The following is a 26,712-nucleotide window of genomic DNA, read 5'->3' on the forward strand; positions in this document are numbered from 1 at the left end:
CGTTCGGTTACCCGCCGAAGAACTCGACCAACCTGTGGCGTACCTCGGCGCGGTGGGTGATCATCGGCGCGGGCGAGTCGACCAGCCACAGCTCGCCGTTCGGGAACGCACCGGCGGTCGCCTTGGCGACGTCCTCGGGGTGCAGCGGGTCGTTCGTGGCGGCGATGACCAGCACCGGGACCTCGACGTGGGCGAGCAGTCCGGCGTCGGCGACGGCGACCTGGCCGGGCAGCTGTTCGGCCGCGGCTTCGAGCCTGGTGAGCGCCTGCCGGCGGTCCTCGACGTAGGCGGGCGGGCCGGTGGTGAGGTCGGAGAGCTGCTGGAGCGTGACCGCAGGGCGCGGCTGGTCGAGCACCGCGGGCAGCAGCAACGCCACCCGCCGGAACCGTCGCGGCTGCCGCGACAGCAGCCTGACCAGGGCCGCGGCCCCCAGCGAGACGCCGACCGCGTGGTCGGCCTCGACCGTGGCGAGGTCGTCGGCGATGCGCCCGTAGTCCCAGTAGCCGGGCGGCGCGTCGGGAGCCGACCCGTGGGAGGGCAGCGTCACGACCACGCGGGTGCCGGGCAGCCCGGAGGCGGGGATGCGCGCCTCACCGGGCGTGGCCCCCAGCCCGTGCGCCACCAGGGTGACGGGCGAGCCGGAGCCGTAGGAGTTCGTGATCACCAGCGCGGGCCGCGCTGCACCTCGATGAGTCTGGGGCGCACGTCCACCATGTACACGAGCACCGCGACGAGACCGGCGAGCCAGAAGATCGACCCGAAGGTGCCCGGCGAGAACAGCAGCATCGCCGCGGCTCCACCACCGGTGATGCCCAACCACGCCGGCTTCGTCATGCGCTCGGCCGCGGTGTAGGCGTCGACGCGCTGGCTCAGCGCGTGGAAGAACGCGAACAGCCCGAGGATGGTGAACCCCAGGTCGGCGAGGAAGTACACGATGCCGTCGAGGTTCCAGATGCTGAAGATCGGCACGGGGAACACAGGACCAGCCTACGTGCCCGTGCGCGTCAGCGGGAACGGAGCGTCGGGCAGGGCCCGATCCGGCCAGCGGCGCGCACTTGCGCCGGACGCGCCGCAGGGGGAGCACGCCGTGGCGCGCTCCCCCTGCGGAGGAACTTCAGCGGGTTCTCAACGACTCACTTGGCGGTGTCGTCCGTCGTCGTGGTCGGCTTCTTGACCGCGGCGGTGGTGCCGGTGCTGCGGGTCGTGGTCGCCGGCTTGCGCGGCGCGGTGCGGTTCGCGGCCTTGCGGGTGGTGCTGCGGACCTCGGACGCGGCCTCGCCACCGACCTCGACGATCTCCTCGGCCAGCTTCTCGGCGGTGTCCTCGACCTGGACGGCGACCTTCTCGCCGACCGAGCGGGTGCGGCGGGTCACCTTGCCGAGGACGTCGTCGGCGAGCACGCGGGCGTCGGCGGCGGCGGTCCCCGCACGCTTCTGGGCGGCCCCGACGGCCTGCTCGACCTGCTCGACGGCCTGCTTGACCTGCGGCTGGGCCTTGATCTGCTCGAGGGTCTGCTCGCCCTGCTCCGCGAGGTAGCTGTAGAGGTTCACGGCGGAGGCGGTGTAGGCGTCGACCAGCTTCTTCAGCTCGGCGGGCTGCAGCTTCTCGCGCAGGTCCTTGAGCTCGGTGGGCAGGTCGGTGGCCTTCGCGGAGGCCTCCTCCGCGCGCTCCCTGGCCTTGCCCAGCGCCTCGACCACGGCCTTGGCGGCGAGGTCACCGGCGCCGAGGGCGGCGAGGAGGGCCTGGCGGGCGGCGTGCGCGCCCTGCTCGGCGGCGGTGCGGATGTCGTCCTGGGTGAGCTTCGGCATGGAGATCACTCCTCCTTGGTCTTGGCGGCGTTCTCCCGCCGGAAAGATTCGTAGACGTCGAGCAGCACCTGCTTCTGCCGCTCGGTCAGATCGGTCGCGGCGACGACGGCGTCCGCCAACGCACCGCCTTCGCGCTGCTGGAGGATCCCGGCCTCGACGTAGAGCACCTCGGCCGAGATGCGCAGCCCCTTGGCGATCTGCTGCAGGATCTCCGCACTGGGCTTGCGCAGTCCCCGCTCGATCTGGCTCAGGTACGGGTTGGAGACACCGGCCTGCTTTGCCAACTCCCGCAACGAGATCTTCGCGGTGTTGCGCTGCTCGCGGATGAAGTCCCCGATGTTGCGGCCGAGGTCCGCGACGGCTTTGTCGATGGACTTGTCCATTGGTTCCCGCTCCCGTTCCTCGTGCACCGACCACGTTAGCGAGGGGTGCTAGCAGTTGCAAGCACTCTGCTAGCAATCGCTGCGTGTGCTGCGCCACAGGGCTACCGTGGAGGGGTCATGGACGACGCCGGAGCCCTGCGCGCCGAGCTGGCCGACCACCTGCTCGGCACCGGTGTGCTGCGCGATCCCCGGTGGCTCAAGGCTTTCCGCGAGGTGCCGCGCCACGAGTTCCTGCCGCGCTTCTACCGCCAGCGGCACGACGGCGACTGGGAACCGGTCACCGCGGAGCACCCCGGCTGGCTGCAGCTCGTCTACACCGACCGGGTCTGGGTTACCCAGTTCGACGGTGACGACACGGTGACCGGTGGCACACCGACGTGCTCGTCGAGCATGCCGGCCATCATGGCGATCATGCTGGAGGCGCTGGAGGTCCACACCGGACAGTCGGTGCTGGAGGTGGGCACCGGCACCGGGTACAACGCCGCACTCCTGTGCCACGCCCTGGGCGCCGACCGCGTGACGACCGTCGACGTCGACCCGCACCTCTCCACACGGGCCCGCGAACGCCTGCACCGCAACGGTTTCACCCCCACCTGCGTCATCGGCGACGGCGCGCGGGGTCATCCGGCGGGAGCGCCGTACGACCGGGTGCTCGCGACGTGTTCCGTGACGACGATCCCGCCCGCGTGGCTGGAGCAGACCCGGCCCGGCGGCCTCGTCATCACCACCCTGCACCGCCCCATCGGCGCCGGGCTCGTCCGGATCGTCTCCCGCGGCGACGGCACCGGCGAGGGCCGGGTCCTGGTGGAGGACGGCCGCTTCATGCCGTTGCGCGCGCACGCCCGCAAGCCCGCGCTCGCCGGTACGGGCGCGTTCGACCGCAGGACCACCACGCTGCCGATGGCCACGGTGGTCGACCCGGCCGGCCCGTTCGAGTTCTTCGCCGGCGTCGCGCTGCCCGACGTCGTCGCGGGACAGGACTGGCTGGGCCACCCGGACGGCTCCTGGGTGCACCACCACGGCTCGCACGTCGACCAGGGCGGTCCGCGACGGCTGTGGGACCTGGCGGAACAGGCGCTGGCGCTGTGGGAGGACCTGGGCAAACCCCGGCGGCAGCACTTCGGTGTCACCATCGGTCATGACGGCCAGTTCCTCACCTTCGACGGGCGGAGGTGGCGACTGTGATCAACAGCGAACGGCACGACACGGCTCACTGAACCGACCCCGGGCGGATGCGGTGCGTCATGATGCGCGCATGTCCAGATTCCGCCAGCAGGCGCTGCTGGCCGGCTGCGTGCTGACCGCACTGCTCACGGCTGCCGGTCTGTTCGTCACCGACCACGGCATCAACCCGCACGTGTGGCTGGGCGCGCTCGCCGTGGTGTTCCTCGGCTTCCTCGCGCTGCTCGACCCGTGGGTGCGGCGCAGGCACAACGCCGAACTGAGCACCGAAGAGCACCTAGACGCCGCCTGCTGCGCCCTGGCCACCGCTCTGCAGGCGCAGTGGAACGAGGAGGTGCGTTCCCGCGGCCTCACCGACCCGGACGTCCTCGACCTGCACTGGACCGCACCCGAACTGGACCTGGGTGACGGACGGAACGCACCCCCCGGCCACAGCGACGCGGTGGTCGGCGCGTTCGAACGGCAGCCCCACCGCCGGATGGTCGTCCTCGGCGAGGCGGGCACCGGGAAGACGACGGTCGCGATGCTGCTGACGTGCGGCCTGCTCGACCGCTACGACGGCGGCATGGTGCCGGTGCTGCTGCCGTTGTCGACGTGGAACCCGGCGGTCGAGGACATCCGCACGTGGCTGACCCGCCGCCTCTACGAGGACCACCCGGCCCTGAGCAACACCGAGCTCTACGGCAGCTACGCCGGTGACCTGCTGATCGAGCAGCACCGCGTCCTGCCGGTGCTGGACGGCCTCGACGACGTCCCCGCACACCAGCGCGCCGACGCACTGGCGCGGATCGCGAAGGCGTTCCCCGCCACGCGCCCGCTCGTCCTCACGTGCCGCACCGCCGAGTACGCCCAGGCCGTGCACCTCGCGGGCCCGCTGCACGGCGCCGACGTCGTCGAACTGGCCCCGCTCGACCTCGACGAGGTCGCCTCCTACCTGCGGGCGAGCGCAGACAGCGTGGGAGCGGCCCGCTGGGAACCGGTGTTCATCCACCTGCGCGAGGAACCGGACGGCCGCCTCGCCGACGCCCTGTCCACACCGCTGACGATGTGGCTGGCCAGCATGGTCTACGCCGACTTCGAGGCGGAACCGACCGAGCTCCTCGACCGCGGCCGCTTCCCGGACGCCCGCGCCGTCTGCGACCACCTCTGCGACGAGCTGGTCTCCCGCGCCTTCGGCAACCGCGCCGCCGCCCACCACGCCAGGGCCAGCCAGGTCTGGCCCCGCGACAGGGCGCGCAGGTGGCTGGAGTTCCTCGCGCACGAGATGCGCGACCGCGGCATCCGCGAGCTAGCCTGGTGGGAACTGCGCCGCTCGGTCGGCCGCACCTGGCTCGCCCTGCTCGGCGCACTGGCACTGGGCGCGATCGGCGGCTTCGGCGTCGCCTGGCTGATGGCCTACTCGATCACCCCAAAACTCGCCCCGCTCAGCGGCCTGGTCGCCGGCGTCCTGGTCGGCGGCGCCGCACTGACCGCCTCGCAGGAACGCAAACCCAAGCCACGCCTGGGAATCTCGCGCTCCCTGCTCCTCGTCCCCGGTGTACTCGGCCTCGCGGCGGGCCTCGTCTTCGGCGCGCTGTACGGGTTGTCCGCCGGCCTGGTGGTCGGCTTGGGCCTCGCGGTGGCCGTGGCGCTGCGGTTCGCGTTGTCCAGCACGGCCGAGCTGTCCCAGGCCTCTAGTCCACAGTGGACCATGGCGCGCGACCGGATCGCCGTGTGGACCGGGTCGCTGGTGCTGGCCGTGGTGTTCGGTTCGGCGGCGGCACTGGTGTTCGGGCCGAACCAGACCGGCATGGTCGGGCTGGGGCTGGCTTCCGGGCTGATGCTGGGGTTCGCGCTGGCCGTGCTGCACCTGCGGTGGTGGTGGTTCACCGTGGCGCGGATCTGGTTGGCGCTGCGGGGCAAGCTGCCGTGGGAGCTGATGGTGTTCTTCGAGGACGCGCGCAAGCTCGGGGTGCTGTGCCGGGCCGGGGCCTGCTACCAGTTCCGGCACGGGCTGGTGCAGGACCGGCTGGCGGAGCACGGTGCGGCGGCCGGGGGCGGGGTGGGGAAGGTGCGGTTGCGCCGGAAGGACCGAGTGTAGGGCTGTCGAGCGCGGACGGCGCGAGGCGGTGCGCGAGCCGAACCGCGTGGGCAGCGCAGGCGGAGCGGCGCAAGCCACGCCACGCGGGCTCAACGGCGCGGGATGAGCGGAGGCACCGGAAGGCGCGGACGTCTTGTGCGGTACGCGGGCGGGAGCCTGGGCCGTCAGAGGTGGCGCATCCAGAGGTTCGTCTCCTCGTAGACGCCGCGGTCCCCCTCGAACACCACGACGTCGTGGCCGCCGGGTACGACGTACCGGCCGGACTGGGGGAAGTGCAGGCCGGTCCACCTCTGCCACTCCGCGGCGGTGCCCGTCACGACCATGGAGCGTTCGGCCGGACCGAGGACGGTGGCGCCGAGGCGTTGGTGGGTGCGGATCCACGGGTCCAGGTGCAGGCCGTCGGGGCGGGTCCAGGTCGCGAAGTCGGCCATCGGGGTGAGCGGGTAGCTCGCCTTCAGGGTGGGGCGGACCGGTACGACGACGCGGGACAGGCCGTTCGCGAGGGCGCGGGTGCGGAGGGCGGTCAGGACCGCGGCGGCCAGGCCCCGGCCGGCGTGGGTGGCTCGGACGGTGGCGGCGAGGACGCACAGGGTGTCCGGGGTGGTGCCGGATTCGTGGTCGCGCACCGATTGGACGATGGCGCCGTCGTAGCCGCCGTCGGGGAGGGTGGACGGGGTGCCGTCCCAGCACAGGGCGACGGCCACGGCGTGGGCCAGGACCTCCGAGCCGTCGAGTGCGAGCACGTCGTACTGCGGGAAGTACTGCTGGACGGTCTTGCGGTACCGGTTGGAGATCGGGTCCTTCAGGACGAACAGGGGCCACTCGCCGACCAGCGCCGCCGTGGAGAGGTGCGGGTGGTCGGAGGTGGTGACGATCTGCACGGGCCTGATCGTAGGCACGTGCAGATCGGCACCTCACTCCGTGCGCAGGCCGAGGGCGCCGGTCGCCTTGCGCAGGGATGGCAGCGTCAGGGCGGTGACCAGCAGGACCAGGGCCATCGCGGCGGCGGTGACCAGGGCGATGCCCTGCCAGTCGAAGGCGACCTCGGCTCTCGACACCCTCACCGAGAGCACGCCGAGGCCGATGCCGGTGGCCACCGACACCACCGTCGACAGCACCAGGGGCAGCCCGTTCTGCCACAGCAGGGAACGGGCCAGGGTGGCGCGCGGGACGCCGGACGCGGCCAGCACGGCCAGCGGGCGACGGCGTTCCCTGACCTGTTCGAGGCCCACCACCAGCATCGATGCACCGGCCAGCAGCAGAGTGACGGCCATGCCGCCGTACAGGCCCTGGCGCACCAGCCCGAACACCCGCTCCACCTCCGACATCCTGGACTGGCCGCCGGAGAACGACCGCACGCGCCACGAGTACGGGGCCACGGCGTTGCGGGCGTGTTCGGCGGCGTCCGGCGTCGCCAGGTCGAGCTGGGCGATGTACTCGACGCCGCGGGTGCCGAGGGTGAGGCCCTGAGCGGCAGCCGGGGTGAGGTAGTAGCCGCCGGTGGTGGCGCCGGAGACCTCCTCGACCACGGCCGGGGGCAGCCACCGCTGCTCGCGGTCCCTGCCGACGGCGAGCGGCACGCCCGGCGTGACGGTGAAACCGCCGGTGGCCTCCCGCGCCAGGTACGCCTTGCCGTCGGTGCACCCGGTCACCGGGAGCTGCGTCCGCAGCGCGGCGCAGGTGCCCACGACGATCGACACGGACGACCGCTCGCCGGTGCTGCCGGACGTCCAGCGCAGCTCGTGCACGGCACGCACCCCGGCGCTGCGCGCCAGTGCATCGCGCAGGCCCGGTGTGGCGGTGGTGTCGGTGACCCGCATGGCCAGCACGTCCTGTGGGGACCGCGTCAGCTCCCTGTCCACCACCTCGTTCTCGACGGCGGCGAGGACCATCTGCAACGTCACGGTGCCCGCGAGCACCACCGCGACGCCGCCCACGACCCGCGCGGCCGTGCCGCTGTCGAGCTGGAGCCTGCGCACGGCCAGCTGCAATGCCGGGGTGCCGCCGCACAGGCGGAAGACGACCCGCTCGACCAGCCACGGCAGCAGCACCGGGATGCCGAACATCAGCAGCACCACGCCGAGCACGACGGGCAGCTCCTCCGGCTGCTGGTCGCCGGTGACCCGGCCGGCCTGGCTGACCAGCAGCGCCGCACCGGCGACCGTGGGCAGCAGCCGCCACCACAGCCTGCGCCGCACCGGGCGCTGCTCGCGCACCACGCCCAGCGGCTCGATGATGGTCCGCCGCATCGAGAACAACGACGTGGCCACCGCCAGCACCGGCACCCCGACGAGCACCGCGACCGTCAGCGCCGGCGCCGGGGTCAGGTCCTCCGGGAACACCACCAGCTGCTCCAGGACGACGTCGTCCGAGAACGGCCGCAGCGCGTAGAACAGCCCGAACCCCGCGGCGAGCCCGACCACCGCGCTGGCCAGCGCCTCACCGGACGCGATCAGCCGCACCCGTCTCGCACCGGCGCCGACCAGCCGCAACGCCGCCAGCCTGCGGTCGCGCTGGGCCGCGGCCAGCCGCGCGGCCACGCTGACGAACACCAGCACCGGGAACAGCAGGACGATCACGCCCACCATGCTGAGCAGCCACAGGATCGGCGCGAGCCCTCCGCCGCCGTAGTACGCGCCCCAGCGGTACGTCTCGTTGCTCCCGGTCGACACGATCGAGGCGTCCCCGGCCAGGAACACCAGGTCGAGCGGACCGGTGAGCCCCTCCCTGCCGATGGTCCCGACCACCCGCTGCGGCAACCGCGGCCGCAGCAGCGCGCCCTCCTCGCTCGCCAGCAGCTCGGCGAGCGCGGGTGACACGACGACCTCCCCGTCACCGGGCAGCCGGTCGACACCGGGCGGCACGGGGGCGTCCGGCGAGAGCACCTTCACGTACCGGCCGCGCACCAGCTCCGCCCGGTACTCCAGGTGCACGACGCTCACCAGCAACGGCGCCGGCCCGGTGCCCTCCGACACCGGTTCGCTCGCGTCCCCGCGCTTGTCGCGCACGTCGATGGCCCCCGGCAGCGAGGCCGCGAGGACCAGCACGGCCACGCCCAGGCCGATGCCGAGACCCTGCAGGACGAGCCGCGCCCACGACTTCCGGCTGCCCCCGACCGCCAGCCGGACCCCGAGGGCGAGGTCGCCGATCGCCCGCTTCACCCGGCCGGCTCCACGTCCCGGGACCGCCCGTCGCGCACCACGACCTCGCGGTCGGAGTAGGCGGCGACCCGCGGCTCGTGCGTGACCAGCACGACGGCCGCGCCCGTCTCCCGCGCCGCGGTGGCGAGCAGGTGCATCACCCGCTCGCCGTTGAGCGAGTCGAGCGCCCCGGTCGGCTCGTCGGCGAAGATCACCTTCGGGCCGGTGACCAGCGCGCGGGCCACGGCGACGCGCTGGCCCTGGCCACCGGAGGTCTCACCGGGCCGCTGGTCGGCCACGCCGTCGACCTCCAGCCTGGTCAGCCACTCGTGCGCGGCGCGCTCGGCCGGTTTGCGCCGCATCCCGCTCAGCCGCAACGGCAGCGCCACGTTCTCCAGGCAGGTCAGCTCCGGCACCAGCTGGCCGAACTGGAACACGAACCCGAACTCGGTGCGCCGCAGCTCGCTGCGCTCGTGGTCGGACATCCGGGTCAGGTCGCGGTCGCGGTAGGTGATCGTGCCGCTGTCCGGCGGCAGGATGCCCGCGACGCAGTGCAGCAGGGTCGACTTGCCGGACCCGGACGGCCCCATGACCGCCACGACCTCGCCCTCGCGGACCGTGAGCCCGGCGCCGGCCAGCGCGTGCGTCTTCCCGAACGACCTGTGCAGCTCCTCGGCCCTCAGCAGCGTCATCGCGCCACCTGCTCCGCGAGCTGGTCGACGCGGGCGGCCGTCAGCTCCAGCCAGCGCAGGTCCGCCTCCAGGTGGAACAGCGCGAAGTCGCAGATCAGCTGGTCGGCCAGGTCGCCGCCGGTCTTGCGCCGGGTCAGCTCGCGCATGGTCCGCAGGTGCGCGGAGCGCTGGACGTCCAGCACCTCCACCGCGCTGCGGCCGGACAGCAGCGCCAGCACGACCTTCGCGTAGAGGGTGTTCTGCAGGTACGGCTCCGGCTTCTCCGGCGTGCCCAGCCAGCGCTCCACGTCGGTGACCCCGGCGTCGGTGATGGCGTACCGCTTGCGCTCCGGACCGTCGCCCGCCTCCACTCCGGCCTCGGTCACCAGGCCGTTCTTCAGCAGCCGCGACAGCGTCGAGTAGACCTGCCCGTAGTGCAACGGCCGGTCCTGCCCGAAGCGCTCGTCGTAGGTGCGCTTGAGGTCGTACCCGTGCCTTGGACCACCCTCTAGCAGGCCCAACAGTGCGTGACCGATCGACATGCGGACGACTGTACACCCCGTGTATACACCGGGTGCATTCCCCGGATGTCCTGACGGGCAACCGCCGTGGCGCCTACAGTGGTGGGGTGACTGGTCTGACTGTCGGCTGGGATCACGACGTCGAGCTGCTGCTCGACTTCCTGAACACTCGACACGTACTGGACAGTGAAGCCTCCTGGCGCGCGTGGGTGACCGAACGCGGCCTCGGGCGGAGCGGGGAGATCGCACAGGCGCGCGCCGCGCGGGCGGCACTGCGCTCGTCCATCGAGGGGTCGTCAGGGCCGCGCACGGCGGCCGGCGTGGTGCACGTCGAGCTGACCGGCGGCGTCCCGATGCTCGCGAGCAGCGACGCGGTGGGCGCGGTGCTCGCGGCGTCGGCCCGCCTCGCGGTGCTCGGGTCGTGGGAGCGGTTCAAGATCTGCCCCGCAGACGACTGCCTGCGCGCGTTCTTCGACAGATCCCGCAACCGCTCCCGCACCTGGTGCTCCATGCGGGTGTGCGGCAACCGCGAGAAGGCCAGGACGTTCCGAAAACGCTCGCGCGCCTCTCAGAACAGCACGTTGGCCACGGTGTAGATCACCAGGCCGGCCAGCGCGCCGACCACGGTGCCGTTGATCCGGATGAACTGCAGGTCCCTGCCGACCTGCAGCTCGATCTTGCGCGAGGTCTCCTCCGCGTCCCACCGCTCGACGGTGTCGGTGATGAGCGTGGTGATCTCGGCCCGGTAGTTGCTCACGACGTACCCGGCGGCCTGCTCCAGCCAGCCGTCGACCTTGGCGCGCAGCTCGAGGTCGTCGGTCAGGTTGGTGCCGAGCGTGATCAGCCCCTGCATCACCCTCCTGCGCAGCTCGCTGGACGGGTCCTCGGCGGCGTCGAGCAGCATCTTCTTCGCCGTGCCCCACGCGCTGCTGATCAGCTTCTGCACGTCGGGGTGGTTGATGACCTGCTGCTTGACCTGCTCGGCGCGCTGCAGGGTGGCCGGGTCGTTCTGCATGTCCGCGGAGAACTCGATCAGGAACTGGTCCACGGCGAGCCGCATCGGGTGGTTGACGTCGGTCTTCACCGCCCACGCGAAGTTGACCAGCTCGGTGTGGACCTTGTCGCCGAGCATCGAGTCGACGAACCTGGGCGACCACGCCGGCGCGCGGTCGGTGACGATGAGGCTGACCTTGTCGTAGTTGTCGCGCACCCACTCGTAGGCCCGGTCGCACATCAGGTCGACGAGCTTGTGGTGGGCGCCGTCGGTGAGCACCTGCTCCAGGAGCTTGCCCAGCGGCGGGCCCCACGGCTTGGCGGTGACGCGCTTGACGATCGCCTGCTCGACGACGGCCTGCACGTCCTCGTCCTTGAGCACGGTGATCGCGCCCTTGAGGACGTTCGCGAGCTCGTTGGTGACGCGTTCGGCGTTCTCCGGCTGCTTGAGCCACGCACCGGCGCGCTCGGCGATGCCCGCGCGGCGCAGCTTGTCCTGGACGATCTCCTTGCTCAGGAAGTTGACGCCGACGAAGTCGCCGAGCGTCTTGCCGAACATGTTCTTGCGGGTCGGGATGATCGCGGTGTGCGGGATCGGCAGGCCGAGCGGGCGCCGGAACAGGGCCGTGACGGCGAACCAGTCGGCGAGCGCGCCCACCATGCCGGCCTCCGCGGCGGCCCGGACGTACCCGACCCAGGCGCCCTCGAAGGCGTGGGTCCCGAAGAAGACGACCGTCGCACCCACGAGGAAGCTGGTGGCGACGACCTTCATCTTGCGCAGGTCTGTGCGCTTCTGCTGGTCAGCGGCGGTCAGTTGCTCCACGGCACCATTGTCCGTGAAGATCCTGCGTTGTGCGGGTACCAGCGCTAGTCCCCAGGTTGCAGCCGTTCACCTCGACGATCTTCGCGGAGATGACCGGGCTGGCCGTGCAGCACGACGCCGTGAACCTCGGTCAGGGCTTCCCCGACACCGACGGTCCGGCGTCGATGCTCGCGGCGGCCCAGTCGGCCATCGCGTCGGGCGTCAACCAGTACCCGCCGGGCCCCGGCATGCCGGTGCTGCGCGCCGCCATCGCCGCGCACCGGTCGCGCTACGGCACCTCCTACGACCCGGACACCGAGGTCCTGGTCACGGTCGGCGCCACAGAGGCGATCGCGGCCTCGCTGCTGGCGCTGGTCGAGCCGGGTGACGAGGTGGTGCTGGTCGAGCCCTACTACGACTCGTACGCGGCGTCGGTGGCGCTCGCGGGAGCGACCAGGGTGACCGTGGGGCTGCGCGAGGACTCGTCCGGCCGGTTGGCGCTGGACGTCGACGCGCTGCGGGCCGCGGTCACGCCGCGCACGCGCGCGATCCTGGTGAACTCGCCGCACAACCCGACCGGCACCGTGTTCACCGTCGACGAGATGCGCGCCATCGCCGCCTTGTGCGTCGAGCACGACCTGCTGGCGATCACCGACGAGGTGTACGAGCACCTGGTCTTCGACGGCCGGCAGCACGTCCCGCTGGCCTCGCTGCCGGGGATGGCCCAGCGGACCCTGTCGATCTCGGGCGCGGGCAAGACGTTCAACTGCACCGGCTGGAAGATCGGCTGGGTGTGCGGCCCGGCCGAACTGGTCGCGGCGGTGCGCGCGGCGAAGCAGTTCATGACGTTCGTGGGCGGGGCGCCGTTCCAGCCCGCCGTCGCCCAGGCGCTGACCACCGAGCTGGACTGGGTCACGGCGCTGCGCGACTCGCTGGCGGCGAAGCGGGCCCGGCTGGCGGAGGGGCTGCGCGCGGCGGGCTTCGAGGTGCGGTCGTCGGAGGGCACGTACTTCATCTGCGCCGACGTCCGCCCGCTCGGCTACACCGACGGCCTGGCGCTGTGCCGCGAGCTGCCCGCGCGGATCGGGGTCGCCGCGGTGCCCGTGCAGGTCTTCACGGACCGGCCGGCCGAGTGGCAGCACCTGATCCGGTTCGCGTTCTGCAAGCAGGACGCGGTGATCGACGAGGCCGTGGAGCGACTCCACAAGCTGTAGTTGTCCACAGGTGTGGATGAGTTTCTCCACACCTGTGGACAAACCACTTTCGGGTGAGCGGCGGAGCCGTGCCGGTGGTGTTCCACTCCAAATGGCATGAACTCGAACACCGAGGTCGTCCAGTCCGCACGAGCCGGGGCCACGGGCTGGGACGCGCTCGTCGAGCGCTACTCACGGCTGGTCTGGTCGGTGCCCAGATCGTTCCGCCTGAGCCACGCCGACGCGGCCGACGTCTACCAGTGCACGTGGCTCTGCCTGGCAGAACACCTCACCCGGCTGCGAGATCCCGAGGCCTTGGCCGGGTGGCTGCTCCGTACCGCAACCCGGCAGAGCATCGCCGTGCTGCGCAGCCGCGGCCGTGAGGTCCCGGTCGACCGCTGGGAGCCGGAGTCGGCCCTGCCGACACCTGAGGACGTCGTGCTGGGCGACGACCGCGCCCACCGGCTGTGGACGGCGCTGGTCACGTTGAACGAACGCTGCCAGCGGCTGCTGAGGATCGCCGCCCACAGCCCCGAGCTGAGTTATGCACAGGTTGCCGACGCCCTGGGGATGAAGCTGGGGAGCGTCGGCCCGACGCGGACCCGGTGCCTCACCGCGCTGCGCCGGAAGCTGGCGGTGGCGCGGTGAGGGACCCGTTGCTCGACGAGATCGCCGCGCTGTTCGGTGCCGACGTACCCCCGGCCGTCGGTGCGCCGGTCCCGACCGGCCTGGCCCCCATGGCGGTCGTCGACGAGCCGGTTCGCGGCCCGTCGCGGCAGCTCGTGTTCCACGTCGGCACCGGCCGGATGTACCTGCAGCTCGACGGCCCGCGCCTGACCGGCGTCCTGGACGGCGTGACCGGCACCGTCGAGGTGCGTTCACCGGTGGCCGTGCGGGCGGTCGCGCCGGACGCCGAGGGCTGGTTCCGCGCCGAGGTCGCGCCGGGGCCGGTGTGCGTCTGCGTGCCGGAGCTGGGCCTGACCACGGACTGGTTCGTCGCGTGAGCGCCAGCGCCGACCCGCGGGCCACCATCGCCGGCACGGTGGTCCGCGGCTCCAAGGCCGAACGCGCCCAGGCCCTGCACGACCTGAGCGTCGCCCACGTCGAGCTCGGGCACCTCGACGAGGCGGCCGCTTTGGCACAGCACGGCCTGCGGCTCACCGGCGAACCGCGGTTCCGGCTGACGCTCGCGTGGATCGACCTGGACCGGGGCCGTCGCACCCGCAGCCTGCGGCACCTCGACCTCGCCACGCCGCAGCTGCGCGGCAACGAGCTCGCGCGGGCGCGCTGCCTGCGCGGGCTGCACCTGTGCCGGTCGGCCGACCCTCGTCCGGCAATGGCCGAGCTGACCGCCGTGATCAGGGAGCTGCGCCGGTACGACGACCAGCGGTGGCTCGCGAACGCGTTGATCGGCAGGGGCATCGCGCGGTGCTACGCCCTGCGGCTGGCCGGCGCGGACGCGGACTTCACGGCGGCCGCGGCGGCGCTGCGGAGGATCGGCGAGAGCGGCCGGATCGCGATGTGCCTGCACAACAGGGGTTTCGTCGCGATGCTGGCCGGTGACCTGCCGTCGGCGCTGCGGCGGTACGAGGAGGCGGCACGGGCCGGTCTCGACTCCACGAGCCGGCCGGAGGCGCTGGTCGATCGGGCGGAGGCGTTGCTCGCGGCCGGGCTGGACGAGGAGGCGCACCGGGTGGTGGAGCCCGCGCTCGCCTTGCTGGAGCGGTGCGGACGGCGGTCACCGGAGGCGGTGCTGCTCGGCGCGCGGTGCGCGTTGCGACGCGGGGACACCGCCACGGCGCTGCGGCTCTACCGGACGGCCGGACGACCGGACGGCGAGCTGATGCTGGCCGCGGGCGAGGTCGACGCGGTCGCGGCCCAGCGGTTCCGCGGACCGGCCAGGACCAGGGCGCTGGGGTGGCTCGCGCAGGCAAGGCGGTCGGACCGGCGGGGTGCGCTGGCGGCGTGCCGGGCCGGGCTGCGCGTCCTCGACGAGGACGGCGCCGGGCTCGCCAACGAGTGGGTGCGGCGGGAGCTGACCGGACGCGCGCTCGACCTCGCCCGGACGCCGCGCGAGGTGCTGCGGTGGGGCGAGCGGCACCGCCGCAGCTACCCGTCGCCGTTGCCGCCGGGCGATCCGGCGCTCGCGAGCGCGCTGGCCGGGCTGCGGCGGGCACGGGCGCTCGGCGGTCCGGTCGAGGCGCTGGAACGGGACATCCGCCGGCTGACCGTCGCCACGGCCCGGCGCTCCCCCTCCGGCGACGAGGTGCCCGGCCACCTGCCGGTGGTCAGCTTCGTCGTCCACAGGGGACAGGTGCTGGCCGTGACGCCGGAGAGCGTCCGCGTCGTGGCCGAGCCGGCCGCGCTCGTCCAGGCGGCCAAGCTGGCGCTGCGCGCGGGCCGCACGGTCGACAACGACCTGTTGCCGCAGGTGGAGGAGGTCGTGGTGGTCCCGGACGGCGTGTTGCGCGACATGCCGTGGGCCGCGCTCCGGCCGAAGGTGCACGTGCTGCCGGCGTTGGACCGCTGGTGCCCACCGCAACCCGGTGGCCGCAGGGTGTGGGTCGCCGGACCGGACCTCGGCCACGAGGAGGTGACCGCGCTGCACCGGGAACACGGCGGCACGGTCCTCGGATCCACTGTGGAGGAGACGCTGCGGGGCCTCGAAGGCGCCGGCATCGCCCACATCGCGGCGCACGGCGTCGTCAACGCGGACAACCCGCTGTTCTCGTACCTGGAGCTCGACGACGGCCCGCTCTACGGCTACGACCTGGCCCGCGTCGAGCACCCGCCGGAGGTCGTCGTGCTCTCGGCCTGCGAGTCGGGCCTCGCGCGGGCATTCCTCGACGCCGGCACGAGGGCGGTGCTGGCGAGCGTCCTGCCCGTCCCGGACCGGCAGGTCGGCGCGGCCATGGCGGCGGTCCACCGGCGGCTCGACCACCCCGCGGCGGCCGCACGCGCCGTCGCCCACCTGGGCTTCAGCTGCTACGGCACCGGCACGAGCGTCGCGGCGTGCAGCGCGGCGGCGAACGAGGTGCCGGTGCACAGCGACTGCGCGGAGCCGACGCTGGCGGGCACGTCGGTCCCGTTGGTCACCACGTCGACCCACGGGCCGTGACCGGAGAACGGGTCGGAGGTGCCCACGGCGGTCACGGCGGGCAGGGCGGCGGGCCACCACGGACGGGCGGACCCGCCGTTGCCCGCGGCCGCGACGACGTTGCCGCCGCACGCGGCCAGGACCGGCGGGCAGGCGTCGTCGAACGTGTAGGTGCCGGACGACACCAGGACCACCGGCACCGAGCGGGTGGCGCGCAGTGCGGCGGCGAGGGCGAGGTCGGAGCCGAAGCCGGACGGCGTGAGGACGGGGAACGGGCGGACGGTCGCACCGTGGTGCCGCAGCACACCGGCGACCAACGCGCCGTGCGGGGCATCGAGAGGGGTGTCCAGCAACGCCACGGACCCCTCCCCTCGCAACGACGGCAGGTGGCCACCGATGACCGGGCGGGAGGTGCCGATCATGATCGGGCAGGCGAGGTGGACGTGGTGCGGTGCGGCACCGACGTCGCGGGCGATGGGGACGACGCGCAGTGCGTGCGCCGCCTTCAGGTGCATCCGGACGGCCCCCGGAACGGCCTCCTCGTGCGAGCAGACACCCCGCAAACGCTTGCGCACAGTGGGTGCGTCCTCCGGGAGCACGATGACTTCCCCCGAACGGACCAAGCACTCGTTCGGACCGCCCGGATCGTGCACGTGCACCGGACCGAGGGCCTCCGACGCGTGACCGGCCAGCTCAGAGAGGCTCTTGACCTGTTTCGGTGCGTCCACAGCGGACACCATCCCGCGCTGCGGCGAGGTCCACAGGAGACCGGAGCGCGATGTCACTCGATCCGATGACCACACAGACGGTGTTCGCGCCCGATCGAGGCGAACACGGACAGCCGCACGTGACCGCCCTTCCGTGTGGTTTGCGGCGAGTTGGTTCGCAAAACCACCCACCGGTGCTAGACATAGCTCAACGTCGACCTCCGACGGCGCTGCGGCGTTGACGGTGGCCCGAACGGTGGACGGTGGTGATCCTGTGGCCGGTGGTGGAGCTGTCGCACTGCTGCTGCGGGCCGCTGCCCTCGGCGGGTTCACGGCCGCGGCCTGGCTGATGGGCGGCTCGCCCGCCTCGGCCGACGCGAACCCCGTGGAGGCACCGCCCGCCGTCGAGATCACGACCGAAGCTCCCGCGCCGCTCGACCCGGCCACACCGGTCACGGCACCGCAGCCGGTCCAGGAGCAGAGCCCCGAGACCGCCGCACCGCAGGCCGAGCAGGCGACCGAGACCCCGGTAGCGACCCCGGCCGGCGAACCGCAGCCGGTCGACCGACCGCAGGCCCTCGACGAACCGCAGGCCGCGGACGAACCGCAGGCGCTCGACGCCTCGCAGCTGTTCACCGCCCCGAGCCTGAGCGACGACCCCGCGGGCTGGGCCACCGCGTTCACCACGTCCTTCATCGAGCAGCACCAGCCGGTCGACGACGTCCCGGTACCGGGGTTCGTCCCGCCGAACCGGCCGGAGGACCCCGCCGGGGACGACGACCACGACGACGGCCCGGTGCTCGACTTCACCGGCGGCACGCACTCCAACTCCCGGTCCGGCACCGTCTCGAACAAGGCGCCGCCCGAGGTGATCAGGGCGAAGGCCCAGGTCCGCGCCGCGCGGCTGGCCGCCAGGGCCGCCGCCGAGCTGCCCGCTCCTCCGCCGCCGGCGGCCGCGCCCGTCGCGGTCGCGGTCGCGAAGTACGTGCCGCAGCCGCTGCGGACGTTCAGCCAGCCCACGCCACAGGCCGAGCCCGCGCCGCAGCAGGCCGACCTCACCTGGACCGAGCCCGGCAGGGACGCGCCCGCTCCGGCGCCCCAGCCCGCCCCGGTCACCACGACGGCGTCCGCGTCGTCGAGCCACACCGACAACTCCGGCGGCACGCGCGGCGTGCTGGCCGTGCTCACGTCGCGCAACGAGCTGTTCCCGCCGGCCACGTGGTCGGTCGAGGAACGCCGCGACGGTCGGTCCCCCGGCAGCCTTCCCGGCCTGCCGAGCACGTCACCCGACTGAGTCCGACAGGACAGGTCTGCCCTCTGCGCGATTTGTGACCGTCTCGTGCCGTCGCGCCAGTAACTCCTCCTCGTATTTCCCGTTGTACGCAAGGAACCCCCAGTCTTCCTGACCTGCCAACCGCGCCCTGGCAGGTCGGGTCTGGTCCGAGTGCCGCGCTGCCCCCGCAGCCTCGGACCGCACGGGGAAACCTGCGGACGGGGGACGCCAATCCCTGGGACGTCCCCCGCCGCAGGCCACTCCGTTGGCAAGTTCGTCGGCCCGGTCTCCACCGCTGTGGGAGACCGGGCCGACGTGTCTCACGCGACCGGCACCGAGACGTCGGCATCCGACGGAAATCCAGTGCCCGCAACGGATGCAGCTACCACACCCAAACGGCCGATCGCCTCGCGCAGCACTTCGGGCGACTGCGTGTACGGCACTCGGAGCATCTGCTCGCAGCCGCCGTGGACCGCCCAGCGCGGGCCGGGCACGAGCCGCAGGCCGTGGTTCTGCGCCACCACGGCGATCCGGGTGCTCACCGGCGCGTCGAGCGTGCACCACAACCCGAGCCCACCGGCCGGGACCTGGAAGCTCCACTGTGGACAGTGCAGCCGCAGCGCCTCCGCCGCGACGTCCCGCTGAGCGGCGAACTCCAGGCGCCGTTGCCGCAACACGGGGTCCGCGTCCGTCAGCAGTTCGGTGAGCACCAGCTGCTCGAACACCGGGGTGCCGAGGTCGATCGCCGCGCGCGTGGACATCAGCCGGTGCACGATCTCCGCCGACGCCCGGATCCACCCGACGCGCAGTCCACCCCAGTGCGACTTGCTCGCCGATCCGAGCGTCACCACCAGATCGCCGCCGAACGCCGCCATCGGCGTTGGCATCCGGTCATCGGTCAGCGACAGCTCGACCAGCGTCTCGTCCACCACCACCGGCGTGTGCGCCTTCCTCAACGCGGCGGCGAGCGCTTCACGGCCGGCCGCGGGCAGCAGGGCGCCGGTCGGGTTCTGGAAGTCCGGGATGAGGTAGGCCAGCCGGGGACCTGCCTGCCGCAGCGCCGCCTCGTAGGCGTCGACCTCCCAGCCGTCGCCGGTCATCGGCACGGGCACCGGGATCGCCGACGCGGCCCGCACCGCCTCCAGCGCGTTGGGGTAGGTCGGCTGCTCCACGAGCACCCGGTCACCCGGTCCCGCGAACAGCCGCAGCGCCAGCGCCCACGCGTGCTGCGCGCCCGAGGTGACCACGATCTGGTCCGGTGACGTCGGCAGCCCCCGTGCCGCGTACCGGTCGGCGATCGCCTGCCGCAGCACGGGCAGGCCGCGCTCGTGGTACCCGTGCGACACCAGGTGCTCGGGCATCCGCGCCAGCGCCGCCGCCATCGCCTGGCGCAGGCCGGGGTGGGCGGGCGGCGCGCACCGGGTCAGGTCGATCAACGCGTCGTCGCCGCCGACGATGCCACCGCCGCCTCCGACCGGGCCGTCGATCCACGATCCGGCGCCGCGCCGGGATGCGACCAGCCCCTCACCGCGCAGCTGGTCGAGCGCGGCCGTGATCGTCGTGCGGCTCACCGGGAGTGCGTCGGTGAGCTCGCGCTCCGACGGCAGCCGGGTGCCGACCGGCAGCCGGCCGTCCGCCACGAGCAGCCGGATCGCGGTGGCGAGGTCGGCCGACCCCTGCCGGGCACCCTGCTTGCGCCACGACCCGAGCAGCCGGGCCAGCCGAGCACCCGATATACGTCCACCTGGTGGGAGCATGAGGCCAATTTCCCAGAATTGGCTATGGATTACCAGGCCAATCGCGCCTCAGTATGACCACATGGCCTCCACGACCGCACTCCACCAGGTCTCCGTCCGGATCTCCCCCGCCCGTCGCCTTCCGCAGCTCCTCGCCGGGCTGTGGCTCTACGGCGCGAGCATGGCGCTGCAGATCCGCGCGACGCTCGGCCTGAACCCGTGGGACGTGCTGCACGAGGGCCTCACCGAACGCACCGGCCTGAGCTTCGGCCTGATCACCGCGATCACCGGCGTGCTGGTCCTGCTGGCGTGGATCCCGCTGCGGCAGAAGCCCGGCGTCGGCACGATCGCGAACGTCGTCGTCATCGCACTGGCGGTCGACGCGACCCTCGCGATCCTGCCCGCACCGCAGGGGCTCGTGCCCAGGATCGTGTTCCTGGCGCTGGGCATCGTGCTGAACGCGGTCGCGTTCGCCGCCTACGTCGGTTCCCGGCTCGGACCGGGCCCGCGCGACGGCCTCGTCACCGGGTTCTGCCGCCGCACGGGCCTCTCGCTGCGCCTCACGCGCAGCGTCCTCGAACTGCTGGTGCTCGGCACGGGCTGGCTGCTCGGCGGCACCGTCGGCATCGGCACGGTCCTGTACGCGCTGGGGATCGGCCCGCTCTCGCAGCTGTTCCTGCCGCACCTCACCTGGCGCGAGCGCTCGCAGCCCGCTTCCTGATCTCGGCGTACCCGACCCCGCGTTCGGCCAGCACCTCGGCCACGATCCCCTTGCCTTGCAACAGAGCCAGCACGAGGTGCTCGTTGCCGAGGTGGTTGTGGCCGAGGTCGCGGGCCTCGCGCAGGCTCTTCTCCAGCGCCTTCTTGAACTCCGGCTCCAGCGGCATCCCGAACCAGCGCCGCCGCGGCCCCGGCCGCAGCACGCCCGTGCCGAGCGACTGCTCGACCGAGTCGATCACCTGGTCGACGTCGATCCCCAAGCCGCGCAACGCATCCGCGTCCGCCTTGGTCAGCCCGCCCTTGCGCCGGTAGTCGCGGAACTCCGCCTCCAGCTCCTCGCGCGGCAGGTCGAACCCGGCCAGCACCGGCGTGTCCAGCAACGCCAGCAGCAGGTGCTCCACGCCGACCTCGCCCGCGTGCACCCGTTCCGCGTCCGCGACCGCCTTCTGCACGGCCTCGCGCGCTTCCTTCGTGAACCGCTCCGCGATCATCATCGTCCCCCGTGCTTCTTGTGCACCGCCTGGCGGGACACCCCGAGTTCCGCCGCGATGTCCTGCCACGACCAGCCCTGCGCCCGCGCACTGCGGACCTGGGCCGCTTCCAGGTGTTCGAGCAGTCGCCGCAACGCGCTGACGGCCCGCAACCCGACCTTCGGGTCGCGATCACCGGCCGCTGTGGCGAGATCCGTCGCTTCCGTCATGCCGTCAACGTACGTTGACAATGAGGGTTCGTCAACCGGGGTTGACACGTACGGTGGAGCGGTGATGATCGAGACTGCCGAACAGGGCGCTCCCGGACGCGTCACCGAGGACCGGATCCGCGTGCTGCCCAACGCCGTCGTGGTCCTCGACGGGGTCACCTCGCGCACCCGGCCACCCGACCGCGACGGCGGCTGGTACGCCACCCGGCTCGCCGACGAGCTGGCCAGGACGATGGACGCCGGCACGCCGTTGACCGAGCTCCTCGCGCAGGCGATCACGTCCCTCGTGGCGGAGCACGACCTCGTTCCCGGCGACTCCCCGGCCGCCACCGCGGCGATCGTGCGGTGGGACGACGAGACGATCGACGCCCTCGTCTTGTGCGACACCCCGGTCGTCGCGTTCGGACGGACCACGGACGTGGTCGAGGACACCCGGCTGGCCGACCTCCGGCCGGACCCGGACATCCTGCGGTGGACGAACAGGCCCGGCGGCTACTGGGTCGCGGAGGCCGATCCCGAGGCGGGCCGCCAGGCGCTGACCGCGAGCTGGCCGCGAGAGATGATCAAGAAAGTGGTCGTCGCCACGGACGGTGTCTCGTGTGGAGTGTCCGAGTACGGGCTGTTCTCGTGGGACGAGCTCGCGGAGCTCCCGCTCGGTGCGGCGCTCGACCGGATCAGGGAAGCCGAGCGCAGTGATCCGGAACACATCCGGTGGCCGCGCTGCAAAACGCACGACGATCAAGCCGTCGTCCGGATCACCGCATGAACGAAAGAAGCCCCGCGAGACTCGCGGGGCTTCTTTCGAAGAGGGATGGCCAGGGGCGGGGTCGAACCGCCGACCTACCGCTTTTCAGGCGGTCGCTCGTACCAACTGAGCTACCTGGCCATGAGAGAAAAAGCGACCCAGACGGGACTCGAACCCGCGACCTTCGCCGTGACAGGGCGACGCGCTAACCAACTGCGCCACTGGGCCTTGCTCTTGCTGTCGTGCAGATCGTACCTTACTGCATCATCTTGCTTTACTGCGTGCCCCCAACGGGATTCGAACCCGCGCGACCGCCTTGAAAGGGCGGGATCCTAGGCCGCTAGATGATGGGGACTAGCTGGTCTCTGGAAGCATCGTAAGCATATGACATAGGTCCGCGCACCTCCAAAACGGGGGTCCCACTTATGCCTTGACCTGCCAAAACCGTCGAAAAAGCAGGCCGGACGAAGCGCGCGGGACGATCTCGTGGAAGCGTCCGGAAACGGCAAATGCCAGCTCAAGGGCCCAATCGGTGGTGAACACGGGTCGAACGGAGGTTTTCCGACGATGTTGTGTGACCTGGGTAACTCCGCAGGAGCGGTCAGGAGAGCCCGTCCCAGGCGCTCAGCCACGCGTCGTTCGCGACGGAGGGCAGCACCAGCCGGAGCACCTCGCGCAGCCGGTCGGGGAAGTCGGCGCACATCGTGGTCGCCGAGGAGATCAACCGGGCGCCGAGGGTCGCGCCGCAGATCGTCCGCGCCACCGCCGCCGGGTCGACGCCCTCGCGCAGGTGACCGCACTCGCCCGCCTCCGCCACGTAGGCGGCGATCATCTTCTCCCACATGAGGTGGGAGTTCGGGACGCCCGGATAGCCGACCTCGCGGTCGGCGGTCAGCCGCACGCCCGCCCGCAGCAGGACGTCGGCCGCCATCCGGCCGGCGGACTCGACGACCATGCCGACGAGGGTGTGCAACGGGTCGAGGCCGCGCGCGTGCCACCGCTGCCGCATCTCCACCCAGAAGTCGTGCTGGTACTCGGTGAGAGCACCGGCGACGGCGTCCTTGGACGCGAAGTGGAAGTAGAACGCGCCCTTGGTGAGACCGGCGCGCGCGAGCACGGCGGTCAGCGACGTGCGGTCGTAGCCGAGCCGGTCGAACTCCTGCGCCGCGGCGCGGAGAATCGCCTCCCGTGTCGCATACGCCCGGTCTTGCTGGGGCATGGCTCCAGGTTAGTCGTTGCCGCTAAAGAGACCCGTGGGTATGTTTCCAGGTGCGGCCCTGTTTCGAGACGCGCTCCGGGGGGTGCGCGCCTCGGCCAGGGCCGCCTCTGCTCCGCTACCGCCTCACCGCTGGACCGGCGGTGTCCCGCCGTCCTCGCCGGGTGACAACCCCAGCATGTCCAGCAGCGTCCTGCAGTCCTCGGTGCCCAGTGCGCTCCGCGCGACCGCGAGCCTGGCCCGGTGGACCTGTTCGTCGGAGATCCGCGAGGGCTCTCCGCTGCGCTGGGCCGGCACGTTGGGGCCGCCCTGCCTCTGCATGCCGTCGTCCTGCGTCCACAGGAACTTGCGCACTTCCAGTGAGCCGCTCATGAGTGCCCTCCCCGACTTGAGGTTGGCGCGAGGCTAAGCGACCTGGGACAACGGCCGCAGCCCCCCGCAGAGTGATTCCACCAACACCCAGCGTTACTTTCCGTACAGGTGTGCCGTCTGTCCGATGGGGAGGTGGCCAGTGGAAGATGGACCGATGACCGACCCCACGCCGGAGCCTTCCCCCGAAGCCGCAGGCCAAAACCCCCGACCTGCGCCGGAGCCCGGGGGTGACCCCCAGCCGGGCACCATCCCGCCGGCACCCGATCCGCAGGAGATCCTGAAGGCGATCAGCGGGATCGACCTCGCCACGATCGACGCCGACATCGAGTCCGCGTTCGGTTCGCGGATGGCCCAGCTGGACGAGATGCTCGCGGGCCTCGACTCGCTGGTGGACAAGATCGAGAAGGACATCCAGAACCTGGACCAGCCGAAACCCGACGGTCCTCAGTAGAGTCGCCATACCCTGGGTGGGTATCATCGGAGTCCCGATCGAGAGGAAGGGACTCCATGTCCGTCACTGCCACCTACACCGTCACCGGCATGACCTGCGGCCACTGCGTCAGCTCGGTCACCGAGGAGCTGTCCGAGGTCGCCGGCGTGACCGGTGTCGACGTGGTGCTCGAGACCGGAGCGGTGACCGTCACGAGCGACCGCGAGCTGGACCGGTCCGAGGTCGAGGCCGCCGTGACCGAGGCCGGGTACCAGGTCGCCTGATGACCACGACCGAACCCCGCCACGTCGAGCTCAGCATCAGCGGCATGACCTGCGCCTCCTGCGCGCATCGCGTGGAACGCAAGCTGAACCGGCTCGACGGCGTCTCCGCCACCGTGAACTACGCGACCGAGAAGGCCAGCGTCCAGTTCCCGGTCGGCATGCGCGTGGACGACCTGGTGTCGACCGTGCGGGCGGCGGGGTACGACGCGCGGGAGCCGGTCGCCGAGCCCGAGGAGGGCGACGCCGGTGAGCTGCGGCTGAGGTTCGTCCTCGCCGCGTCGCTGGGCGTGCCGGTGATCGCGTTCTCGATGGTTCCGGCCTGGCAGTTCCCCACCTGGCAGTGGGTGTCGCTGGCGCTCGCGAGCGTGGTCGTGTGGGTGTGCGGCTGGCCGTTCCACCGTGCGGCCGCGGTCAACCTGAGGCACGGCGCCAGCACGATGGACACCCTCGTGTCGATGGGCGTCACGGTCTCGTACCTGTGGTCGCTCTACGCGTTGGTGTTCGGCGCCGCCGGGACCATCGGCATGCGGCACGAGTTCAGCCTGCTGCCGCGGCCGGCGTCCTCCGGCGACATCTACCTCGAGGTCGCGGTCGGCGTGACCGTGTTCCTGCTGCTCGGGCGGTGGCTGGAGGCCCGGTCCAAGCGCAGTGCGGGTACCGCGCTGCGGGCGTTGCTGACGCTCGGCGCCAAGGACGTGGCGGTGCTGCGCGACGGCGTGGAGACCCGCGTGCCGGTAGAGCAGCTCCGGGTCGGCGAACGCTTCGTGGTCCGTCCGGGTGAGCGCATCGCCACGGACGGGGTAGTCGTCGAGGGCAGCTCGGCCGTGGACGCCTCGATGGTCACCGGCGAGTCGGTGCCGGTCGAGGTGCGCGAGGGCGCACCGGTCGTCGGCGGGACGGTCAACGCGGGCGGCCGGCTGGTCGTCGAGGCCCGTTCGGTCGGCGCGGACACGCAGCTCGCGCGGATGGCCCGGCTCGTCGAGCAGGCGCAGGCGGGCAAGGCGGACGTGCAGCGGCTCGCCGACCGGGTGTCGGCGGTGTTCGTGCCGGTCGTCGTCGCCATCGCCGCCGTGGCGTTCGGGGCCTGGCTGCTCGCCGGGCGGCCGCTGGAGTTCGCGGTGACGACGGCCGTGGCGGTGCTCGTCATCGCCTGCCCGTGCGCGCTGGGGCTCGCGACGCCGACGGCGTTGCTCGTGGGCACCGGCCGCGGCGCCCAGCTCGGCATCCTGGTGAAGGGCCCGGAGGTGCTGGAGTCGACCCGGCGCGTGGACACGGTGGTGCTCGACAAGACCGGCACCGTCACCACGGGCCGGTTGGCGCTCGTCGACGTGGTCCCGGCCGACGGCGTGTCCCGCGCCGAGGTGCTGTCGTGCGCGGCGGCGGTCGAGAACGCCTCCGAGCACCCCATCGCCGCGGCCATCGTCCGCGCCGCACCGGAACCGAGGCCCGTTTCCGACTTCGCGTCGACCGACGGCGTCGGCGTCAGCGGCGTGGTGGACGGCCGCCGCGTTGCCGTCGGCCGGCTGCGGAATGCCGAAGTCCCCGAATCGCTGTCCGCGGCGGCAGTCGTGCACGCCGATCGCACGGTGGTCGCGGTTTCTTTTGACGGCGCGGTCGTCGGGTTGATCGCGGTGGCGGACACCGTGAAACCCACGTCCGCACAAGCAATTCGCGATCTGCGGGAACTCGGCCTGCGACCTGTCCTGCTGACGGGGGACAACGCTGTCGTCGCTGCGGCGGTGGCACGGGAAGTCGGCATCGACGAGGTGATCGCCGACGTGCTGCCCGCCGGAAAAGTCGAGGCCATCCGGAATCTGCAGGCACAGGGCCGAGTCGTGGCCATGGTGGGCGACGGCGTGAACGACGCGCCCGCGCTCGCGGCCGCTGACCTGGGGCTGGCCGTGGGAACCGGCACCGACGCCGCCATCGAGGCGAGCGACCTGACCCTGGTGCGCGGCGACCTGCGCGTGGCTGCGGACGCAATTCGGTTGTCACGCAAGACGTTGGGCACGATCAAGGGGAATCTGTTCTGGGCGTTCGCCTACAACGTCGCTGGACTTCCACTCGCGGCGCTCGGGCTGCTCAACCCCATGCTCGCGGGGGCCGCGATGGCCTTCAGCAGCGTGTTCGTTGTTACCAACAGCTTGCGACTGCGGCAATTCCGCCCATCGGCAACTCAAGAATCTTCCGTGCAACCTCTCCCGCAGCGCCGCGTGCGCGTGCAACAATCCGATTGCTGACACACCCCCGGTCAGCGCCTGTGGAGATCCCCTCCGGCCCCCGCGTTCCTCCCCCTGGCGCGGGGGCCTCTCCTCTTCTCCGGCCGACCTTGCTCGGCTGACGCCTCGCCGCGGTCGGTCGGAGGTGCCTTCTGGGGGCCAAGCCCCCAGACCCCAGCCGGGGGCCGCCCCGGACCCCCAGCCGGCTCGACGCCGAGCCGGCTCGCCACCGCTGCTCCCGCCGCCCACCTCCCGCTGCTCCCTCCGCCACCTCCCGTTGCTCCCTCCGCCACCGCTGCTCCCCCGGCCACCGCTGCTCCCTCCGCCACCGCTGCCCCCGCCGCCACCTCCAGGAGGGCACGCGGGGACCCCGCGTGCCCTCTTGGAGTACGAAAGCTCCCCGCGTGCACTTCGGCAGCAGCGGGGGAGGCACATGGGTG

Annotated in this window: 27 protein-coding genes and 3 tRNA genes; 13 read left to right on the top strand and 17 right to left on the bottom strand. The window is 72.3% G+C overall.

The window, feature by feature from the left end:
• Positions 1 to 7: 7 nt before the first annotated feature.
• From ACZ7CD_RS02135 to ACZ7CD_RS02150, 4 genes are all read right to left on the bottom strand, one after another.
• Positions 8 to 664, bottom strand: coding sequence for an alpha/beta fold hydrolase (locus ACZ7CD_RS02135; RefSeq protein WP_470378173.1), 657 nt, complete (start codon positions 662 to 664; stop codon positions 8 to 10).
• Positions 661 to 954, bottom strand: a complete 294-nt coding sequence (locus ACZ7CD_RS02140; RefSeq protein WP_360396893.1) for a DUF2516 family protein — start codon at positions 952 to 954, stop codon at positions 661 to 663. Before ACZ7CD_RS02140 ends, ACZ7CD_RS02135 begins: the two co-directional genes overlap by 4 nt.
• A gap of 179 nt (positions 955 to 1,133) precedes the next feature.
• The gene (locus ACZ7CD_RS02145) at positions 1,134 to 1,808 is read right to left on the bottom strand and encodes a hypothetical protein (protein ID WP_360396867.1); all 675 of its coding nucleotides are present in this window, start codon (positions 1,806 to 1,808) and stop codon (positions 1,134 to 1,136) included.
• Positions 1,809 to 1,813: 5 nt separating this feature from the next.
• Positions 1,814 to 2,191 carry a helix-turn-helix domain-containing protein gene (locus ACZ7CD_RS02150; protein WP_360396866.1) on the bottom strand — a complete coding sequence of 126 codons (378 nt, stop codon included), beginning with the start codon at positions 2,189 to 2,191 and terminating at the stop codon, positions 1,814 to 1,816.
• A gap of 117 nt (positions 2,192 to 2,308) precedes the next feature.
• Between ACZ7CD_RS02150 and tgmC the strand changes: the two genes are divergently transcribed.
• Positions 2,309 to 3,376: an ATP-grasp peptide maturase system methyltransferase gene (gene tgmC, locus ACZ7CD_RS02155; RefSeq protein WP_470378174.1), complete on the top strand. Its 1,068-nt coding sequence runs from the start codon at positions 2,309 to 2,311 to the stop codon at positions 3,374 to 3,376.
• 70 nt (positions 3,377 to 3,446) lie between these two features.
• A complete protein-coding gene (locus ACZ7CD_RS02160; protein WP_470378175.1) occupies positions 3,447 to 5,453 on the top strand; it encodes an NACHT domain-containing protein in 2,007 nt (668 codons plus the stop codon).
• A gap of 164 nt (positions 5,454 to 5,617) precedes the next feature.
• Here the strand turns inward: ACZ7CD_RS02160 and ACZ7CD_RS02165 are convergent, their stop codons facing one another.
• The 4 genes from ACZ7CD_RS02165 to ACZ7CD_RS02180 are packed head-to-tail and all read right to left on the bottom strand — an operon-like array spanning position 5,618 to position 9,806.
• A complete protein-coding gene (locus tag ACZ7CD_RS02165) occupies positions 5,618 to 6,334 on the bottom strand; it encodes a Long-chain-fatty-acid--CoA ligase (RefSeq protein WP_470378176.1) in 717 nt (238 codons plus the stop codon).
• 33 nt (positions 6,335 to 6,367) lie between these two features.
• On the bottom strand, positions 6,368 to 8,614 hold the full coding sequence (locus ACZ7CD_RS02170; RefSeq protein WP_470378177.1) for an FtsX-like permease family protein: 2,247 nt from the start codon (positions 8,612 to 8,614) through the stop codon (positions 6,368 to 6,370).
• Positions 8,611 to 9,285, bottom strand: coding sequence for an ABC transporter ATP-binding protein (locus ACZ7CD_RS02175; protein WP_470378178.1), 675 nt, complete (start codon positions 9,283 to 9,285; stop codon positions 8,611 to 8,613). The genes ACZ7CD_RS02170 and ACZ7CD_RS02175 overlap by 4 nt, the downstream gene beginning before the upstream one ends.
• Positions 9,282 to 9,806, bottom strand: a complete 525-nt coding sequence (locus ACZ7CD_RS02180) for a PadR family transcriptional regulator (protein ID WP_360396860.1) — start codon at positions 9,804 to 9,806, stop codon at positions 9,282 to 9,284. The genes ACZ7CD_RS02175 and ACZ7CD_RS02180 overlap by 4 nt, the downstream gene beginning before the upstream one ends.
• Positions 9,807 to 9,892: 86 nt before the next feature.
• Between ACZ7CD_RS02180 and ACZ7CD_RS02185 the strand changes: the two genes are divergently transcribed.
• Positions 9,893 to 10,381 carry a CGNR zinc finger domain-containing protein gene (locus tag ACZ7CD_RS02185; protein WP_360396859.1) on the top strand — a complete coding sequence of 163 codons (489 nt, stop codon included), beginning with the start codon at positions 9,893 to 9,895 and terminating at the stop codon, positions 10,379 to 10,381.
• Here ACZ7CD_RS02185 and ACZ7CD_RS02190 read toward each other — a convergent pair.
• On the bottom strand, positions 10,354 to 11,601 hold the full coding sequence (locus ACZ7CD_RS02190) for a DUF445 domain-containing protein (protein ID WP_458430089.1): 1,248 nt from the start codon (positions 11,599 to 11,601) through the stop codon (positions 10,354 to 10,356). The genes ACZ7CD_RS02185 and ACZ7CD_RS02190 overlap by 28 nt on opposite strands.
• A 29-nt stretch (positions 11,602 to 11,630) precedes the next feature.
• On the opposite strand from ACZ7CD_RS02190, the gene ACZ7CD_RS02195 reads away from it, so the two are divergent.
• The 5 genes from ACZ7CD_RS02195 (at position 11,631) to ACZ7CD_RS02215 (ending at position 17,871) form a co-directional block, all read left to right on the top strand.
• The gene (locus ACZ7CD_RS02195) at positions 11,631 to 12,794 is read left to right on the top strand and encodes a pyridoxal phosphate-dependent aminotransferase (protein ID WP_360396858.1); all 1,164 of its coding nucleotides are present in this window, start codon (positions 11,631 to 11,633) and stop codon (positions 12,792 to 12,794) included.
• A 96-nt stretch (positions 12,795 to 12,890) separates the two neighbouring features.
• Positions 12,891 to 13,421: an RNA polymerase sigma factor gene (locus ACZ7CD_RS02200; RefSeq protein ID WP_470373042.1), complete on the top strand. Its 531-nt coding sequence runs from the start codon at positions 12,891 to 12,893 to the stop codon at positions 13,419 to 13,421.
• A complete protein-coding gene (locus ACZ7CD_RS02205; protein ID WP_470378179.1) occupies positions 13,418 to 13,777 on the top strand; it encodes a hypothetical protein in 360 nt (119 codons plus the stop codon). Before ACZ7CD_RS02200 ends, ACZ7CD_RS02205 begins: the two co-directional genes overlap by 4 nt.
• Complete coding sequence (locus ACZ7CD_RS02210; protein WP_470378180.1) at positions 13,774 to 15,891, top strand: CHAT domain-containing protein; 2,118 nt, start codon at positions 13,774 to 13,776, stop codon at positions 15,889 to 15,891. The genes ACZ7CD_RS02205 and ACZ7CD_RS02210 overlap by 4 nt, the downstream gene beginning before the upstream one ends.
• Before the next feature lie 960 nt (positions 15,892 to 16,851).
• Complete coding sequence (locus ACZ7CD_RS02215) at positions 16,852 to 17,871, top strand: hypothetical protein (RefSeq protein ID WP_470378181.1); 1,020 nt, start codon at positions 16,852 to 16,854, stop codon at positions 17,869 to 17,871.
• A gap of 299 nt (positions 17,872 to 18,170) precedes the next feature.
• On the opposite strand, the gene yczR is transcribed toward ACZ7CD_RS02215, so the two are convergent.
• Positions 18,171 to 19,607: a MocR-like transcription factor YczR gene (gene yczR / locus ACZ7CD_RS02220; RefSeq protein ID WP_470378182.1), complete on the bottom strand. Its 1,437-nt coding sequence runs from the start codon at positions 19,605 to 19,607 to the stop codon at positions 18,171 to 18,173.
• A gap of 61 nt (positions 19,608 to 19,668) precedes the next feature.
• Between yczR and yczE the strand changes: the two genes are divergently transcribed.
• Complete coding sequence (yczE, locus tag ACZ7CD_RS02225; protein WP_360396852.1) at positions 19,669 to 20,307, top strand: membrane protein YczE; 639 nt, start codon at positions 19,669 to 19,671, stop codon at positions 20,305 to 20,307.
• On the opposite strand, the gene ACZ7CD_RS02230 is transcribed toward yczE, so the two are convergent.
• Positions 20,273 to 20,800, bottom strand: a complete 528-nt coding sequence (locus ACZ7CD_RS02230) for a Clp protease N-terminal domain-containing protein (RefSeq protein WP_360396851.1) — start codon at positions 20,798 to 20,800, stop codon at positions 20,273 to 20,275. The genes yczE and ACZ7CD_RS02230 overlap by 35 nt on opposite strands.
• Positions 20,797 to 21,006, bottom strand: a complete 210-nt coding sequence (locus ACZ7CD_RS02235) for a helix-turn-helix domain-containing protein (protein WP_030473166.1) — start codon at positions 21,004 to 21,006, stop codon at positions 20,797 to 20,799. The genes ACZ7CD_RS02230 and ACZ7CD_RS02235 overlap by 4 nt, the downstream gene beginning before the upstream one ends.
• 64 nt (positions 21,007 to 21,070) lie before the next feature.
• On the opposite strand from ACZ7CD_RS02235, the gene ACZ7CD_RS02240 reads away from it, so the two are divergent.
• Positions 21,071 to 21,772 (top strand): protein phosphatase 2C domain-containing protein, encoded by a 702-nt coding sequence (locus ACZ7CD_RS02240; RefSeq protein ID WP_470378389.1) that lies wholly within the window; start codon positions 21,071 to 21,073, stop codon positions 21,770 to 21,772.
• 46 nt (positions 21,773 to 21,818) lie between these two features.
• Here ACZ7CD_RS02240 and ACZ7CD_RS02245 read toward each other — a convergent pair.
• The 5 genes from ACZ7CD_RS02245 to ACZ7CD_RS02265 all read right to left on the bottom strand — a co-directional run bounded on the left by ACZ7CD_RS02245 (position 21,819) and on the right by ACZ7CD_RS02265 (position 23,339).
• Positions 21,819 to 21,892, bottom strand: a tRNA-Phe gene (locus tag ACZ7CD_RS02245).
• 13 nt (positions 21,893 to 21,905) lie between these two features.
• Positions 21,906 to 21,979: transfer RNA gene (locus ACZ7CD_RS02250), tRNA-Asp, on the bottom strand.
• Positions 21,980 to 22,033: 54 nt separating this feature from the next.
• Positions 22,034 to 22,106 (bottom strand) — tRNA-Glu (locus ACZ7CD_RS02255).
• 246 nt (positions 22,107 to 22,352) lie between these two features.
• Complete coding sequence (locus ACZ7CD_RS02260; protein ID WP_470378183.1) at positions 22,353 to 22,970, bottom strand: ScbR family autoregulator-binding transcription factor; 618 nt, start codon at positions 22,968 to 22,970, stop codon at positions 22,353 to 22,355.
• A gap of 123 nt (positions 22,971 to 23,093) precedes the next feature.
• Positions 23,094 to 23,339, bottom strand: coding sequence for a hypothetical protein (locus tag ACZ7CD_RS02265; RefSeq protein ID WP_360396849.1), 246 nt, complete (start codon positions 23,337 to 23,339; stop codon positions 23,094 to 23,096).
• Between the two features lie 154 nt (positions 23,340 to 23,493).
• On the opposite strand from ACZ7CD_RS02265, the gene ACZ7CD_RS02270 reads away from it, so the two are divergent.
• From ACZ7CD_RS02270 to ACZ7CD_RS02280, 3 genes are read left to right on the top strand one after another with little or no spacing between them, the layout of a single operon-like run.
• Complete coding sequence (locus ACZ7CD_RS02270) at positions 23,494 to 23,790, top strand: hypothetical protein (RefSeq protein ID WP_360396848.1); 297 nt, start codon at positions 23,494 to 23,496, stop codon at positions 23,788 to 23,790.
• A gap of 56 nt (positions 23,791 to 23,846) precedes the next feature.
• Complete coding sequence (locus tag ACZ7CD_RS02275) at positions 23,847 to 24,053, top strand: heavy-metal-associated domain-containing protein (protein WP_360396847.1); 207 nt, start codon at positions 23,847 to 23,849, stop codon at positions 24,051 to 24,053.
• Positions 24,053 to 26,293, top strand: coding sequence for a heavy metal translocating P-type ATPase (locus ACZ7CD_RS02280; protein WP_470378184.1), 2,241 nt, complete (start codon positions 24,053 to 24,055; stop codon positions 26,291 to 26,293). Before ACZ7CD_RS02275 ends, ACZ7CD_RS02280 begins: the two co-directional genes overlap by 1 nt.
• Positions 26,294 to 26,712: the final 419 nt, after the last annotated feature.

Source organism: Lentzea sp. NPDC036949 (assembly GCF_055608075.1).